The organism is Streptomyces sp. NPDC104367 (genome assembly GCF_055583825.1).
In genome coordinates this window covers 204,914-220,356 of sequence record NZ_JBVJND010000013.1, presented here as the reverse complement: position 1 = coordinate 220,356, position 15,443 = coordinate 204,914, and the positions used below count along the sequence as shown (strand labels likewise).

Annotated in this window: 15 protein-coding genes; 7 read left to right on the top strand and 8 right to left on the bottom strand. The window is 72.4% G+C overall.

Annotated elements, in window-relative coordinates; all coding sequences use genetic code 11:
• Nucleotides 1-8 precede the first annotated feature (8 nt).
• Nucleotides 9-1,061: an endo-1,4-beta-xylanase gene (locus ACZ619_RS21475; RefSeq protein WP_469601138.1), complete on the top strand. Its 1,053-nt coding sequence runs from the start codon at nucleotides 9-11 to the stop codon at nucleotides 1,059-1,061.
• Between the two features lie 122 nt (nucleotides 1,062-1,183).
• On the opposite strand, the gene ACZ619_RS21470 is transcribed toward ACZ619_RS21475, so the two are convergent.
• Entirely contained in the window at nucleotides 1,184-1,390 is a 207-nt protein-coding gene (locus ACZ619_RS21470; protein WP_469601242.1) for a DUF5999 family protein, read from the bottom strand.
• A 304-nt stretch (nucleotides 1,391-1,694) separates the two neighbouring features.
• Nucleotides 1,695-2,327, bottom strand: a complete 633-nt coding sequence (locus ACZ619_RS21465) for a hypothetical protein (RefSeq protein ID WP_469601136.1) — start codon at nucleotides 2,325-2,327, stop codon at nucleotides 1,695-1,697.
• Nucleotides 2,328-2,882: 555 nt separating this feature from the next.
• Between ACZ619_RS21465 and ACZ619_RS21460 the strand changes: the two genes are divergently transcribed.
• Complete coding sequence (locus ACZ619_RS21460; protein WP_469601134.1) at nucleotides 2,883-4,403, top strand: glutamate-cysteine ligase family protein; 1,521 nt, start codon at nucleotides 2,883-2,885, stop codon at nucleotides 4,401-4,403.
• A 72-nt stretch (nucleotides 4,404-4,475) separates the two neighbouring features.
• Here the strand turns inward: ACZ619_RS21460 and ACZ619_RS21455 are convergent, their stop codons facing one another.
• Complete coding sequence (locus tag ACZ619_RS21455) at nucleotides 4,476-6,245, bottom strand: substrate-binding and VWA domain-containing protein (protein ID WP_469601132.1); 1,770 nt, start codon at nucleotides 6,243-6,245, stop codon at nucleotides 4,476-4,478.
• Between the two features lie 120 nt (nucleotides 6,246-6,365).
• Between ACZ619_RS21455 and ACZ619_RS21450 the strand changes: the two genes are divergently transcribed.
• Nucleotides 6,366-7,166 carry a CPBP family intramembrane glutamic endopeptidase gene (locus tag ACZ619_RS21450; protein WP_469601129.1) on the top strand — a complete coding sequence of 267 codons (801 nt, stop codon included), beginning with the start codon at nucleotides 6,366-6,368 and terminating at the stop codon, nucleotides 7,164-7,166.
• Here the strand turns inward: ACZ619_RS21450 and ACZ619_RS21445 are convergent.
• The 3 genes from ACZ619_RS21445 to ACZ619_RS21435 all read right to left on the bottom strand — a co-directional run bounded on the left by ACZ619_RS21445 (nucleotide 7,156) and on the right by ACZ619_RS21435 (nucleotide 10,869).
• Nucleotides 7,156-7,968, bottom strand: a complete 813-nt coding sequence (locus ACZ619_RS21445) for a PhzF family phenazine biosynthesis protein (RefSeq protein ID WP_469601127.1) — start codon at nucleotides 7,966-7,968, stop codon at nucleotides 7,156-7,158. The genes ACZ619_RS21450 and ACZ619_RS21445 overlap by 11 nt on opposite strands.
• A 290-nt stretch (nucleotides 7,969-8,258) precedes the next feature.
• Complete coding sequence (gene argG, locus ACZ619_RS21440) at nucleotides 8,259-9,707, bottom strand: argininosuccinate synthase (RefSeq protein ID WP_469601124.1); 1,449 nt, start codon at nucleotides 9,705-9,707, stop codon at nucleotides 8,259-8,261.
• A gap of 64 nt (nucleotides 9,708-9,771) precedes the next feature.
• Nucleotides 9,772-10,869, bottom strand: coding sequence for an FAD-dependent oxidoreductase (locus ACZ619_RS21435; protein ID WP_469601122.1), 1,098 nt, complete (start codon nucleotides 10,867-10,869; stop codon nucleotides 9,772-9,774).
• Between the two features lie 113 nt (nucleotides 10,870-10,982).
• Between ACZ619_RS21435 and ACZ619_RS21430 the strand changes: the two genes are divergently transcribed.
• On the top strand, nucleotides 10,983-11,888 hold the full coding sequence (locus ACZ619_RS21430) for a LysR family transcriptional regulator (protein WP_469601120.1): 906 nt from the start codon (nucleotides 10,983-10,985) through the stop codon (nucleotides 11,886-11,888).
• Nucleotides 11,889-12,151: 263 nt separating this feature from the next.
• On the top strand, nucleotides 12,152-12,751 hold the full coding sequence (locus ACZ619_RS21425) for a PadR family transcriptional regulator (RefSeq protein WP_469601117.1): 600 nt from the start codon (nucleotides 12,152-12,154) through the stop codon (nucleotides 12,749-12,751).
• 65 nt (nucleotides 12,752-12,816) lie between these two features.
• Here ACZ619_RS21425 and ACZ619_RS21420 read toward each other — a convergent pair whose 3' ends face one another.
• Together ACZ619_RS21420 and ACZ619_RS21415 are read right to left on the bottom strand one after the other, a co-directional pair.
• Nucleotides 12,817-13,245 carry a type II toxin-antitoxin system Rv0910 family toxin gene (locus ACZ619_RS21420; RefSeq protein ID WP_469601116.1) on the bottom strand — a complete coding sequence of 143 codons (429 nt, stop codon included), beginning with the start codon at nucleotides 13,243-13,245 and terminating at the stop codon, nucleotides 12,817-12,819.
• Between the two features lie 78 nt (nucleotides 13,246-13,323).
• Entirely contained in the window at nucleotides 13,324-13,530 is a 207-nt protein-coding gene (locus tag ACZ619_RS21415; RefSeq protein WP_469601114.1) for a hypothetical protein, read from the bottom strand.
• A gap of 199 nt (nucleotides 13,531-13,729) precedes the next feature.
• Here ACZ619_RS21415 and ACZ619_RS21410 point away from each other — a divergent pair, with 199 nt between their 5' ends.
• Both ACZ619_RS21410 and ACZ619_RS21405 read left to right on the top strand, forming a co-directional pair.
• Nucleotides 13,730-14,332, top strand: coding sequence for a hypothetical protein (locus ACZ619_RS21410; protein ID WP_469601111.1), 603 nt, complete (start codon nucleotides 13,730-13,732; stop codon nucleotides 14,330-14,332).
• A gap of 46 nt (nucleotides 14,333-14,378) precedes the next feature.
• A complete protein-coding gene (locus tag ACZ619_RS21405) occupies nucleotides 14,379-15,356 on the top strand; it encodes an EamA family transporter (protein WP_469601108.1) in 978 nt (325 codons plus the stop codon).
• Nucleotides 15,357-15,443: the final 87 nt, after the last annotated feature.

Below are 15,443 nucleotides of genomic sequence, written 5' to 3'. Positions count from 1 at the left end.
GTCGCACGATGTCCCGTGCACGTCTCAGACTCGCCGGTGCCCTCGCGGCCGTGCTCGTGGCCGCCGGGATCGCCACCGGCCCGGCCGCCCAGGCCCACGAACGGCAGCCCACCCTCGCCGAACTGGCCCAGCGCCACGGCCGCTACTTCGGCAGCGCCACCGACAACCCCGAACTCACCGACACCGCCTACACCGCGCTGCTCGGCAGCGAGTTCGACATGATCACGCCGGGCAACGGCATGAAGTGGTACGCCACCGAACCCGAACAGGGCGTCTTCGACTGGACCGCCGGCGACCAGATCGTGGACCTCGCCCACCGCAACCACCAGCGGGTCCGCGCCCACACCCTGGTCTGGCACAGCCAGCTGCCGGGCTGGCTGACCTCCCGCGAGTGGACGGCCACCGAACTGCGGGCGGTGCTCAAGAAGCACATCCAGACCGAGGTACGGCACTACCGGGGCCGGGTCTACTCCTGGGACGTGGTCAACGAGGCGTTCAACGAGGACGGCACCTACCGCGAGACCCTCTGGTATAAGACGCTCGGCCCCGGCTACATCGCGGACGCGCTGCGCTGGGCCCACCAGGCCGACCCGCACGCCAAGCTGTACCTCAACGACTACAACATCGAGGCCACCGGCCCCAAGAGCGACGCCTACTACCGGCTGGCCCGGGAACTCAGGGCCGAGCGGGTCCCGTTGGACGGCATCGGCCTCCAGGCCCACCTCGCCCTCCAGTACGGCTATCCGGGCACCCTGGAGGAGAACCTGCGGCGCTTCTCCCGCCTCGGCCTGGACACCGCGCTCACCGAGGTGGACATCCGGATGCAACTGCCCGCCACCGACGAGAAGCTGGCCGAGCAGGCGGCCTGGTACGCCGACCTGACCGAGGCCTGCCTCGCGGTGCGCGGATGCGTCGGCATCACCGTCTGGGACTGGACGGACAAGTACTCGTGGATCCCGGCGTTCTTCCCCGGCGAGGGCGCGGCCCTGCCCTGGGACGAGCAACTCGCCCCCAAACCCGCCTACTTCGCGCTCCGCTCAGCACTCGGCTACACCGGGTAGCCGGCCTCGGACATGCGTCGGGGCCGGTGCGCACCGTGTCTGTGCGTCCGGCCCCTCAAGTCACCGGGCGGAGCGGCGGGGCCGCCCGGGGTGGTGCGTGTTCCGTCTCGGACGGCGTTCGCTCAGACGGCGGTCGCGACGCGACCGGCACCGAGCGGGCGGTGCGGCGCGATGATCTTGCCGTCGGGCAGGAGCTCACCGGTGTCCTCGAACAGCAGAACGCCGTTGCACAGCAGGCTCCAGCCCTGCTCCGGGTGGTGCGCCACCAGACGGGCGGACTCCCGGTCGGCGGATTCGGCGGTCGGACACGGCGGCTGGTGCTGGCACATGAGTGGGGTCTCTCGCTCGGTCGTGGTCATGTCGGTCCCCGTGATGATGAGTCGGTCGAAACCAGTGTTGCCCTCCGGGCGTGCTTCCGCAGGGATTTCGCTGCACCGCTTCTCACAGGTTGGAGACGCGTCACCCGCGCGGTCGGTTCACCGCCACCGGACCGTCGATTCGGATGGTTTCGCATGGCCGGATGGGGCTAGTCCGGGCGGTGGAGGCGGTGCTCTCCCGGCTCACGGGCACCCGGACGTACCCCGTCGCCCCTTCGGGAACTGCGGGGTACGGCGGGGTACGGCGGCGCGGGGCTCAGGCGGGGGTGACGGCGGGGGTGACGCCTGGTGTGAGGGCGGCGGTGACGGCGGGGGTGACGAGGAGGGGCGCCGGGGTCGCCCGGTGGGTCAGCACCGGGAGGAGTTCGGCGACCAGGTGCGGCCGGTGGGCCGCGATGCCCGGCGGGGCGGGCGCCAGCGGGACGAGCAGGTCGCTCGCCGCGGGGTGGCCCTCGGCGCCGTCGGCCGTGTGGTCGCCGTGCAGCCACAGGGTCAGCATGTAGAGCGCGGGCACGGACAGCAGGCGTGGCTGGTAGGTCTGTTGCAGGGCCTCGGCCTGGTGCAGGGCCCGCTCGGTGGAGGTGATCCAGGGCCCCTCGAAGAAGTGCGAGAACGTCCAGCCGTCCGGGGTGAGCATCGTCTCGGCCGCGGCCACCGCCCGGTCGCCGCAGCGGATCAGGAAGCGCCAGCCGGTCAGCCGGGTCGCGGACACGCCCTCCGGGGTGATCCGGTCCAGTACGTGCACGGGCAGCGGGAGTTCGGGGATCGCGGGGCCCTGCGCGGCGCGCAGGGCGGGGGTACGGGCCTCACGGACCGCGGTGGGGGAACCGAGGGCGGTGAGGACGGAACGCAGTGCGGGCGCGGGGGCAGGGGGGAATAGCAACGGCATGGTGGGTCGCCTCTCATTCGACAGGCGCGGCGGCGCGAGGGCGGGGGCGGACGGCGCTGTCAGCTCACGGGGGGTCAGAGAGGCGGGGGCCCGGTTCGGAGAAGAGAGGTGCGGCCGTTGTCTGCCGCACGTCACCCAGACGGCAGGAACCAGGACCGTGGGCGCCAGCCTTCTGCCTTGTTCGCGGAGTTTATACGACACCCGTTCAGGCGGAGTTTCACCGGGCCGTTTCACAGAACAGCGCAAGGTGCAATTCGGTCGTTGATTTGTGGGAATCCTCCCGATTTCCGGACCCGCGCTCCACGCCGGCCTCGGGATATTCCGTTCTCGCGGTCGGCCGAATGTCGTCGGCGTTTTTCACGAGCGGATCGGGGCACTTGAAGTTGCGTGCTGCGCCATGCCCCGTGAATGTGCCACAGGACACATTTCGACAGCGTAGCGGGTGCCGGGCCCGCGCGGGACGTTATCGATCGCCTCCGCTGGGCATCATCACTCCTGGACCCGGGACACCGGCGGCCGGAACCTCGGCCCGCCCGATCGAGGAGGGACGCTTCGATGGGGGAGAAGGTCGTGGCGGGCCGGTTCGACCTGTCCGATCGCCAGCGCTACCGCGAAAAGCTCCACAGCTGTCTGTCGGGGCTGGAGCGGCTGCTGGTGGAGAAGCGGTTCGACCGGCCCAAGAATCTGATGGGTGTCGAGATCGAATTGAATCTCGCGGGCACCGACGGCATGCCGAGAATGCTGAACGGACAGGTTCTCGAACGTATCGCGAGCCGCGATTTCCAAACAGAACTCGCCATGTTCAACCTGGAAGTCAACATAGCCCCACACCGGCTCGGCGGCCGGGTATTCGACCGGCTCGCGGAAGAACTCCGGACCTCGCTGGCGTACGCCGACCGCAAGGCGGGCGAGGTCGACGCGGGCATCGTGATGATCGGCATCCTGCCGACACTGGAGCGGGACGACCTGGTCTCCACGAACCTCTCCGAGGTCGACCGGTACACCCTGCTCAACGACCAGATCGTGGCCGCCCGGGGTGAGGACTTCCGGCTCGACATCGAGGGCGTCGAGCACCTCGTGTGCACCTCGAAGTCGATCGTCCCCGAGGCCGCCTGCACCTCCGTACAGCTGCACCTCCAGGTCACCCCGGCCCGCTTCGCCGACGTGTGGAACGCGGCGCAGGCGGCCGTCGCCCCGCAGATCGCGGTCGGCGCCAACTCCCCGTTCCTCTTCGGCCGCGAACTGTGGCGCGAGTCCCGGCCCCCGCTGTTCCTCCAGGCCACCGACACCCGCCCGCCGGAGCTCCAGGCGCAGGGCGTACGGCCGCGCACCTGGTTCGGCGAACGCTGGATCACCTCGGCGTACGAGCTGTTCGAGGAGAACCTGCGGTTCTTCCCGGCACTGCTGCCGATCTGCGACGAGGAGGACCCGCTGGCCGTGCTGGACGCGGGCGGGGTGCCCAAGCTCGCCGAACTCGTCCTGCACAACGGCACGGTGTACCGCTGGAACCGGCCGGTCTACGGCATCGCCGACGGCGTCCCGCACCTGCGCGTCGAGAACCGCGTGCTGCCGGCCGGGCCCACGGTCACCGACGTCATCGCCAACGCGGCGTTCTACTACGGCCTGGTCCGCGCCCTCGCGGAGGAGAGCCGGCCGGTGTGGACACGGCTGCCGTTCGCCGTGGCCGAGGCGAACTTCGACGCGGCGTGCCGGGACGGGATCGACGCACGGCTGGTCTGGCCGCGGCGGGGCCGCTACGGCGGGGGCACCACCGAGGTGGACGCGGTGACACTGGTGCGCGACGAGCTGCTGCCGCTGGCGGAGGCGGGCCTCGAGGCGTGGGGAGTGGAGGCCGCGGACCGCGACCACTACCTCGGCGTGATCGACGAACGCTGCCGGCGGCGGGTGAACGGGGCGTCCTGGCAGGCGGCGACGTTCCGGCGGGCGCTGGAGCGGGGGATGCCGAGGGACGCGGCGCTGGCCGCGATGACCCGGCGGTACGCGGAGCTGATGAACGCGGGGGAGCCGGTGCACACCTGGCCGGTGGGGCTGCCGGAGCCGGCGCTGTCGGGGTGAGCGCCGGCGGACTGCCGGGGGCGGCGGGACGGGCGGCCCGGTCTCCCACGCCCCTCGCGGGACGCCGTGTTGCTAGGACGTGCTGCTGCTCGCGCCCGCCGCCACGATCGCCTGGAGGATGACCGTGTGGATCTGGGCGGGGTCGTCGACCTGGTGGCCGGAGCCGCCGGTGGCCTCGGCTATCTGCTGGGCCTCCTCCTTGGAGGCCTCCGGGCCGACCGCGATGACGATGAGGGGGACCGGCTTCTCCGGGTTGCTGAGCCTGCGGAGCTCGGAGACGAGGTGGGTGCGGGAGATGCTGCCGGGGTCCTGGTTCGCGCCGTCCGTCAGGATGACCAGGGCGTTGAACTTGCCGGAGGCATAGCCGGACGTCGCCTCCCGGTACGCGGCGAGCGTCGTGTCGTACAAACCCGTCGCGCCGCCGGGGACGGGCTGGAGGTCGCTGAACGCCGCCGAGAGCAGGTCGCGTTGGGTGCCGTCGCCCTTGCGGTCGCCGAGCCGCTCGGTGGGGACCAGGACGCGGTAGTCCTTGTCGCCGTCCAGCTTGGTGGCGAACTCCCACAGGCCGATCTCGTCCTCGGGGGTGAAGGTGGCGAGGGCCTGGAGGAGGGACGCCTTGGTGACGTCCATGCGCGAACGGCTCCCGGACACGGGCTCGGACATGGACCCGGACGCGTCGACCACCGTGGTGATGCGGGCGCTCTGCACGGTGATCGTCCAGGTGCCCAGCGCGTCCCGCACCGCCGTGTCGGAGGCCGGTTCCACGGCGGGTTCGTCGTAGGGCTGCGGACCGCCGCCGCCGGCCTGGTCGACCAGGTCCGCCGGCACGCTCTCGTCGTCCGTGCGGAAACCGGCCTTCGCGAGCAGCTTCCGCTGGGCCGGCTGCTGCACGTACGTCATGAACCGCAGCGCCGCCCGGCTCTCGTCGGTGCTCAGCTCCGGCTCGTCGACCAGGGTGTAGGGGTAGTCGAGAGCGGGTGAGCCGTCCTTCGGGTAGAAGAGGTCGAGCCGGCTGCCGGAGCCGGCCTTCGCGTTGTGGGCGTACGCCGCCTGCTCGGTGAGGATCAGCGCCTGGTTGCGCTTGGGGTTGCCCTGTTCGGTGCCGGAGGAGTCGCGGGGCAACGTGTCGACGACCTGCGCGTCGGTGTCGGAGATGCGCTGCGAGAGGGTCTTCATCATCGCGGCGCCCTGGGTGGCCCCGCCCTTCACCTTCGCCGCCGCCGTGGTGAGCTGGGTCAGCGCGAGCAGGCCCGTCGCGCTGCGCGCCGGATCGGCCGCGCCCAGCTTCAGCGAGTCGTCCTGCATCGCGGCGCCGACCAGCTCCAGCCAGCTGTACGTCTTGTCGGGCCACCCCAGCGACTTGGCGGCCGTCGGCACCATGGCCACCGCGACCGGCGTCGTGGCCACCTCGCCGACCGAGGTCACCTGGGTCGCCGTACCGTCCGCCGCGACCCGGTCCAGCCACAGCGACGAGTCCGGCACCCACACCTGGGCGTCCGGCTTCCGGCCCGCCCGGAGGGTGTCGGTCACCTTGTACGACTCCTCGGCGTCGACCGTGACCGCGATGCACCGTCCGTCGGAGGTGACGTTCTGCTCGCGCGCCCGGTCGGCCGCCGCCGTCAGCGCGGGCGCCAGGTCGGGGGAGGCGGCGATCTCCATCCGCACCGGGTCGTCCTGGCAGGACGTGCCGAAGGAGAGCAGCCCGCTCCGCACGGCCGCGGCGGTGCCCCCGGCGACGACGAGCACGAGGGCGGTCGCGACGGCCACCGTGCGGCGGTGGGCACGTGGACGGGGGTCGGCCGCGCCCGCCCGGTGTTGATCGGGCAAGCTGTGACGTCCCATGACGGTGGTGCCCCTCCCCTGTCCCCCGACAGCCTGGCGCGCACTGCTTTCGTAAGTGCTTTCGAGACACTAGCGGGGCGAAGATGGGCATGGGGCGGGATTGGCCAACTGGAGGCAGGAGTGCAGGTGGAGGCGGACACGGTGGCGGATTCCTATCCGCGGGAGCGGCCGACGCGACGCGTCTTCCGGGACGAGACCCTGCTCGTTCTGGGCCTTTCGCTCGGTGCGAGCGGAGTGTCCGCCCTGATCAGCTTTGTCGGATCGGTCACCAAACCGGGCGGGCTCAAGGACCAGGCGGCGACCCTCAACGCGTCCGCCGCGCCGGGCCGCCCCTGGCTTGATCTGGCCTGGCAGCTCTTCGGCATCGCGAGCGCGCTCGTGCCCGTGCTGCTCGTCGCCCACCTCCTGCTGAGGGAGGGGGCGAGCCTGCGCACACTCGGCTTCGACCGCACCCGCCCGTGGCCCGACCTGGGGCGCGGAGCGGGCGTCGCGGCGGTGATCGGCAGCACCGGGATCGCCTTCTACCTGGCCGCTCGCGGCCTCGGCTTCAACCTCACGGTGGTACCGGAGGCGCTGCCCGACGTGTGGTGGAAGTACCCCGTGCTGATCCTCTCCGCGATGCAGAACGCGATTCTCGAAGAGGTCATCGTCGTCGGCTATCTGCTGCGCCGGCTGGACCAGTTGGGGTGGAGCGCGGGGGCGGCTCTGGTGGCCAGTTCGGTACTGCGCGGCTCGTACCACCTGTACCAGGGGATCGGCGGCTTCGTCGGCAACATGGTGATGGGCGTGGTCTTCGTCTACCTGTACCGGCGGTGGGGGCGGGTCGGCCCGCTGGTGGTGGCGCATTCCCTGCTCGACATCGGCGCGTTCGTCGGCTACGCGCTGCTCGCCGGCAAGGTGGGCTGGCTGCCTACGGCGTGAACAGTTCCCCGTCGACGACGGTGACCGCGCGCCCGGTCAGCAGGACGCGGTCACCGCGCAGCCCGGTGCGGACGAGCCCGGTACGGCGGGAGGCCTGGAGCCCCGTCAGGTCGTCCCGGCCCAGCCGTCCGGACCAGTGCGGGGCGAGGGCGGTGTGCGCGCTGCCGGTCACCGGGTCCTCGTCGATGCCGACGTTCGGGAAGAAGCAGCGGGAGACGTAGTCGTAGCCCTTGGCGGGGTCCTCGGCGCGGGCGGTGGCGATGATCCCGCGCTCGGAGTAGGCGCCGAGCGCCCTGTGGTCGGGCGAGAGCCCGAGGACGGTCTTCTCGTCGTCGAGTTCGAGGAGCAGGTCCCCGATGTTCGGCCCGGTGTCGATGGCGGCGACCGGCTCGGCCCCGAGCGCCCCGGCGACACCGGCGGGCGCGTCGACGCGGGTGAGCGGGGCGGTGGGGAAGTCGAGGGTGATCGATCCGTCCGCCCCGGCCGACGCGATCAGCACCCCGCTGCGGGTGGCGAACCGCACGGGTCCCGCGTGCGCTCCCGTGGTGTGCAGCACATGGGCCGTCGCCAGCGTGGCGTGTCCGCACATCGCCACCTCGGTGACCGGCGTGAACCACCGCAACGCCCAGTCGGCGTCGCCGCCTTCGGGCAGGGGGTGCGCGAAGGCGGTCTCGGCGTGGTTCACCTCCATGGCGACGTTCTGCATCCAGCGCTCGTCGGGGAAGGCGTCGAGCAGGACGACCCCGGCGGGGTTCCCGGCGAACGGCCGCTCGGCGAAGGCGTCAACGATTCGAATCCGCATGCCCCGAAGCTAGGGCGTCCCCCTCGCGGACGGCCAAGGCCAATCCGGGAACTCTGGCCCGATTTCCACCGAACGGGGCCGCACCGCCCCGCCCGGGGCGCGGGGAACCGCCCGCCCGGCCACGACGGCGCCGCACCGCCGTGCGATCCGTCGGGCTCACTGCACCCGTGCGATCCCCCGGGCCGACGGCGCCCGTGCGATCCCCCGGGCCGACGGCGCCTCTGCCCGGGTACCTACGGCAACGAGAAGGGCCGACCCGGTGTACGGGTCGGCCCTTCTGGGCGGCACGCTCAGTCCGTGCCGAGTTCCATGGCGGCCCGGTCCAGCAGCTCGTCGGCGTCCGGCGCGGCCTCGCCACGGGAGGCGATCGCCTCGGCGCCGCCCTCCGGCATGCTGCCGATCAGACCCGTCGCCGCGGCCTGCGCCGCACCGATCGCCGGGTTGGCGGAGCCGATGAGGCCCAGCCCGGCGTACTGCTCCAGCTTCGCGCGGGAGTCGGCGATGTCCAGGTTCCGCATGGTCAGCTGACCGATCCGGTCGACCGGACCGAACGCGGCGTCCTCGGTGCGCTCCATCGACAGCTTGTCGGGGTGGTAGCTGAACGCAGGGCCCGTCGTGTCGAGGATCGAGTAGTCCTCGCCGCGCCGCAGCCGCAGGGTCACCTCACCGGTGACGGCCGCGCCGACCCACCGCTGGAGCGACTCGCGGATCATCAGCGCCTGCGGGTCCAGCCACCGGCCCTCGTACATGAGCCGGCCCAGGCGCCGCCCCTCGTTGTGGTACTGGGCGACCGTGTCCTCGTTGTGGATCGCGTTGACGAGCCGCTCGTACGCCGCGTGCAGCAGCGCCATGCCCGGCGCCTCGTAGATGCCCCGGCTCTTGGCCTCGATGATCCGGTTCTCGATCTGGTCGGACATGCCGAGCCCGTGCCGGCCGCCGATCGCGTTGGCCTCCATGACCAGCTCGACCGCGGTCTCGAACTCCTTGCCGTTGACGGTCACCGGCCGGCCCTGGTCGAAGCCGATCGTGACGTCCTCGGGAAGGATCTCGACCTCGGGCTCCCAGAACCGCACGCCCATGATCGGGTCGACGGTCTCGATGCCGTTGTCCAGGTGCTCCAGGGTCTTCGCCTCGTGCGTGGCGCCCCAGATGTTGGCGTCCGTGGAGTACGCCTTCTCCGTGCTGTCCCGGTAGGGCAGCCCGTGGGCGAGCAGCCACTCGGACATCTCCTTGCGGCCGCCCAGCTCGGTCACGAAGTCCGCGTCCAGCCAGGGCTTGTAGATCCGCAGGTGCGGGTTGGCGAGCAGCCCGTACCGGTAGAACCGCTCGATGTCGTTGCCCTTGAAGGTCGAGCCGTCGCCCCAGATCTGGACGTCGTCCTCCAGCATGGCCCGCACCAGCAGCGTGCCGGTGACCGCCCGGCCCAGCGGGGTGGTGTTGAAGTAGGACCGGCCGCCCGAGCGGATGTGGAACGCGCCGCAGGTCAGTGCGGCCAGGCCCTCCTCGACCAGCGCGGCCCGGCAGTCGACCAGGCGCGCGATCTCGGCGCCGTAGGTGTGCGCACGGCCGGGCACCGAGGCGATGTCGGGCTCGTCGTACTGGCCGATGTCGGCGGTGTAGGTGCACGGGACGGCGCCCTTGTCGCGCATCCACGCGACCGCGACCGAGGTGTCGAGCCCGCCGGAGAAGGCGATGCCGACGCGCTCGCCGGCGGGAAGGGAGGTGAGGACCTTGGACATAGGAAGATTATGCATGAGACCGCATGGTCATGCAACGTCCCAGTTGGAGCCGTCCCGTCCGGGCTCAGCCGGTGGGTGCCGTGGTGAGCATCCAGCGGCTGAAGGCCGCGTACCGCTCCGCGAACTCCTCGGCGCCGGCGGCCCGCTCCACCGCGTCCGCGTGCGCGCGGACCTCCTCGAAACGGGCGGTGCGCTCGGCCTCGTACCGCGCGAGCGCCTTCGCGGTGTCCGGCTCCGCCGCCAGGCACGCGCGCAGCACGCCCACGTCCTCGATGCCGAGGGTGCCGCCCGCCGAGATGTGCGGCGACAGGCCGTGCGCCGCGTCCCCGATCAGCGCCACCCGCTCGCCCGTCCAGCGCTCCAGCGGCGGGACGGACATGATCCGGTTCTCCAGGACGGCCTCCTCGGGGGTCTCGGCGATCATCCGCAGCAGGTCGTCGTGCCAGCCCGCCGCGGCCAGGTTCCGCGCGCGCAGCAGCGCCCGGTCCCGCCGGGTGCCGGTGAGCGGACCCGCCTCGAACTGGTTGACCATCCACATGGTCCGTCCGTCCGACACGCGCGCGTAGCCGCCCCGGGTTCGGTCCGCACCGACCGTGAGCACCGTGCCCTCGGGCCGCTCGTTCCCGGCGGGCACCAGCGCGCGCCAGGCGTAGTGGCCGCCGTGCGGCACGGCGTCACTGCCGGGCACCAGTCGGGCGCGCACCCGGGAGTACACGCCGTCCGCGCCGATCAGCAGGTCCGCGCGCAGCTCCGAGCCGTCCGAGAGGCGGACGACGACCTCCGTCCCGTCCTCGGTGTAGCCGCTCGCGCGGGCGCCGAGCCGGATCCGGTCCCGGCCCGCCGCGTCGGCGAGCAGGCCGTTCAGGGCGGGACGGGGCACGAGCAGGAAGCGGTGGTCGCGCGCGTCGGAACCGGCGGCCCGTATCAGGCGTCCGGCCGCGTCGTGGAACCAGGTGTCGATCTCGCGGCCCAGGGCGCGGACCGCGCCGCCGACGCCGATCCGGTCGAACTCGCGCAGGGCGTTGGGCCACAGTCCGATGCCTGCGCCGGCGGCCCGCACCTCGGGGGCCTGCTCCAGCACGGTCACCTCGTGTCCCGCCGACCTGAGGGACGCGGCGGTCGTGAGCCCCACGAGCCCGCCCCCGACGATCACGGTACGCATCGTTCGCTCCCCTCGGTTCCGGCGCCGTCCTGCGCCGGTGTCCAGTGATGTCCAGTGAAGGGGGCGGGTCGCATAACTTCAAATGCATACTTCTGATGAATAGCATTACTCCCATGCATCTGGATCTGAACCTCCTGGTCGCGCTGGACGCGCTGCTCGAAGAACGCGGCGTCGGCGCCGCCGCGGACCGGCTGCGGCTGTCGCAGCCCGCCATGAGCCGCACCCTCGGCCGGATCAGGAAGGCCACGGGGGACGAGATCCTCGTCCGCTCCGGCCGGGCGATGCTGCCCACGCCGTACGCCGAGCAGATCCGCGACGAGGTCCACCAGCTCGTCACCCGCGCCCAGGTCGTGCTCTCGCCGACGGCCGAGGTGGACCCCGCCACCCTGGAGCGCACCTTCACCCTCCAGTGCAACGACGTCGTCGCGGGCGCCCTCCTTCCGCGGCTGGCCGGCCCGCTCGCCGCCACCGCCCCCGGCGTCTGCCTGCGGGTGCTCGGCGAGGCGGACACCACCACCGTCGACGAACTGCGCCGCGGCCACGTCGACCTCCGGATCACCGACGAGACCCCGCCGCACGCCGACACGCGCTCGACGACCCTGCTCACCGACACGCTCGCCGTCGTCGGCCGCCCCGGCCTGCCCCACGACCCGTCCACCTGGGCCGGGTTCGCCGTCCTGCCCCAGGTGGTGGTCTCCCGCCGGGGCCGCACCCGGGACCGCGTCGACGACCTGCTGGAGGCCCGGAACCTGCGCAGGCGCGTCGCGTTCACCGTGCCCACCCTGGCGCTGGCGCTGCGGACCGTGGCGGACCACGACCTCGTCACCGTCGCCCCCGCGCTGCTCGGCGGCCGGGCGCTGCCGGCACCGCTGCGCACCTACGCCCTGCCCATCGACGCCCCGCCGGTCTCCGCCGTACTGACCTGGCACGCCCGCCACGACCGCGATGCCGCCCACCGCTGGCTGCGCACCCTGATCACGACCACCCTGACCGAGGTGACCCACGAGGCCCGCCCGTGACCGGCGACACGGGTCGCCCGCTGCGCTTCCCGGACGTCGACGGCGCCCTTCTGCCCTTTGCCGGGGCGCGGCTTCCCACGACCCGGCAGGGGTGGGCGGAGTGGCGGCACCCGTCCGGTCCCGAGCCGGCGCGGATCGATCGAGGGCCCGTGATCAGCCACGGGGCTCTCTCCGGAGGGGCTTGTCATCTGAAGTTCTCCGATATATCGTTGAGCCATCGCGAACGATACGCGACAGATCAGCGAATGAATGGAGTGATGGTTATGCGTTCCCACGGATTCGAGCGTGGACACGGACACGGACGTGACGGTCGCCGCGCGGCGTTCGGGCCCTTCGGCCCGGGTGGCCCCGGCTTCGGTCCCGGTGGTCCCGGTTTCGGACCGGGCCCCTGGGGGCCGCGAGGGCGTGGCGGCGGCAGGGGGAGGGCGCGGCGCGGTGACGTACGGGCCTCGATCCTGGCCCTGCTGAAGGACCGCCCGATGCACGGTTACGAGATGATCCAGGAGATCGCCGAGCGCAGCGGCGGTGCGTGGAAGCCGAGCCCCGGCTCGGTCTACCCCACCCTCCAGCTGCTGGAGGACGAGGGCCTGATCACGAGCGAGAGCGAGGGCGGCAAGAAGCTGTTCTCCCTCACCGAGAGCGGCCGCACGGTCGCCGACGAGGGGCCGGACGCCCCCTGGGAGGAGGCCTCCCGCGGGGTCGACTTCGAGGCCCTGAGCGAGATCCGCCAGGCCGGCTTCGGTCTGATGGAGGCCTTCGGGCAGGTCTGGAAGACCGGCAGCAAGGAACAGCGCGAGAAGGCGCTGGCCGTCATCAACGAGGCCCGCAAGAAGCTGTACCTGATCCTCGCCGACGAGGACTGAGCGACGTACGCGAGGGCGTCCCGCGGAGTGATCCGCGGGACGCCCTCACGCGTGCGCCGGGCCGCTCAGGACACCAGTGCGCCCAGCTTGCGCAGCGACTCGTTCAGGGCCGCCGTCGCCGAGTCCTTGAGCTTGCCCGCCATCAGCGACACCGCCGCGCCCGTGAACTCGCCGTCGATCCGCACGACCGTCGCGTCCCCGTCCGGGGTCAGCGTGTAGCGCGTCGCGACGATCACCGCCATCGGGCCCTTGCCGCGGATCGCCAGCACCCGCGCCGGCTCCAGCTCCTCGACGGTCCACTCGACCTCCGCAGGGAAGCCCATCAGCTTCATGTTCTCCTGGAACGTCCCGCCCTCCGCCAGGGTCTCCGGACCGCCCTTGGGGAAATTGGTGTGGGTCGCGTTCCACTCCCCGTACGCCGGCCAGTCGGTGAGCTGTGCCCACACCTTCTCGGCCGGTGCCTGGATGCGTGCCTCCGCGCTGACTTCGGCCATGCGACCACCCCTTCGTATCGGGCTACGGTGTCGCGGAACGTAGCCGCAGGGCCTCGAACATTCAATACTGATGAACCGTCAGATAATGTGTGAGTCCACGCGCCGTATCTCCGCCGCGTCGAACAGGTCCCACGCCCGCGGGAACGCGCTCTCGTCGTGGCAGTGCCACGCGTCCCAGAACAGGTCCGCGAGCAGCGCCTCCTTCGGGGCGTACACCCGGTACACGTACTGTCTGCCGTCGACCGCCGGCAGGGCGACCAGCCAGCAACCGCACCCGCTCTCCATGTCACAGACAGACGTGGGACCGGTGCGCGGCGGTTGCGTGCCGGGCGCGCCGCAAGGCGGCGCGCGCCGGTCGGGGCGAATCGGCCTGATCTCATCCGCAAGGAGGAGATTCCCGCCGCACGGCTCCACTCTGCGTGGGACGCGAAGATGCTCCCCCTCGGCGATGACTCGTGCCCCCGGGGTTGATGAGGTAGGGGGTGTGCAACCCCGTATTCCCCGCCAGCCGGCCCAGGACCAGGGCCGTGTCCGCGCGGACGACGAAGCCGGGCTCGGAGCGGAGCTGGCGGCGGTGGTCGCCGGTGCCCGCCGCCGGGCCGTACGGGACGGGGACCGGCAGGTCGACACCGCCCATCTGCTGCACTCGCTGATCGAGTACGACCCCGAGGTCCGTGCCGCCGTCGGCGACGCCCCGCAGCTCGCCCGCCTGCTCGGCTACCTCGTGCAGCGCAGCATCGGCTACGGCCTGCGCTGGCAGAGCGGGGTCGAGAACTCCGGCACGCTGCCCGTCGTCCCCCGCCCCGACGCGAAGGCGGACGGCGCCTGGTCGCCGGTGGCCGCGGCCGCCCTGGAGTACGCGGGCAGCCGCGCCCGGCGCCGCGGCGAGGAACACGCCGACGGCACCGACCTGCTCGCCGGGCTGGTCGTCGACCCCGGGGCCCGGGCCGTCGAGGTGCTGGAACGGGCCGGAGTGGCCGCCCGCGCACTCGCCCTGCGGATCGACGGGGGCGACGGGGACCACAGGGACCACGGGGACGACGGGACACGGGACGCGGAGACACGGCGGCGCACGTCCAGTCGCTGAGACAGGGGTCAAAGGGGGTGACGCTCATGTCGACCGCTGCCATCATGTGCCGGTGCGCATCTCTGACAACAGCCAAGGGAAGGGCCTCGGGCTCTCCCTCGCCCTCGGTTCGGCACTCGCCTTCGGGGGCTCCGGCGTCGCGGCCAAGCCCCTGATCGAGGCGGGGCTCGATCCGCTGCACGTGGTGTGGCTGCGGGTGGCGGGCGCCGCCCTGGTGATGCTGCCGCTCGCCGTCCGCCACCGTGACCTGCCGCGCCGCCGGCCCGCGCTGCTCCTCGGGTTCGGCCTGCTCGCCGTCGCCGGTGTCCAGGCCTGCTACTTCGCCGCGATCTCCCGGATACCCGTCGGCGTGGCGCTGCTCGTGGAGTACCTCGCTCCGGCGCTGGTGCTCGGCTGGGTCAGGTTCGTGCAGCGCCGTCCAGTCACCCGCGCCGCCGCGCTCGGCGTCGTCCTCGCGGCCGGCGGCCTCGCGTGTGTCGTGGAGGTGTGGTCCGGGCTGAGCTTCGACGCGCTGGGACTGCTGCTGGCGCTGGGGGCGGCCTGCTGCCAGGTGGGGTACTTCGTGCTGTCCGACCACGGCGGGGGAGAGGGCGGCGCGGATCCGCTCGGCGTGATCGCGTACGGGCTGCTGGTGGGCGCGGGCCTGCTGACCGTGGTGGCCCGGCCGTGGCGCATGGACTGGTCGGTGCTCGCGGGCCCGGCCCGGATGAACGGCACGACGGTCCCGGCCGTCGTCCTGCTGGTGTGGATCGTGCTGATCGCGACCGTCGTCGCCTACGTCACCGGGGTGCTGTCGGTGCGCCGGCTGTCCCCGCAGGTGGCCGGGGTCGTGGCCTGTCTGGAGGCGGTCGTGGCGACCGTCCTGGCCTGGGTGCTGCTGGGGGAACACCTGTCGGCGCCCCAGGTGATCGGCGGGGCGGTCGTGCTGGTCGGGGCGTTCATCGCACAGTCCTCGGCGCCCGCCAAGGGCTCGGCCGAGCCCCTGGCGCGTGGCGAGGGCGCGCTGCGGGAGCCGGCCGTCTGAACCGCGCCCCGCGCCGTGCCGCGGGAGCCGGCCGTCCGGACCGCCCCCCCCGCCGTGCCGCGGGAGCGGGCCGTCCGGACCGCGCCC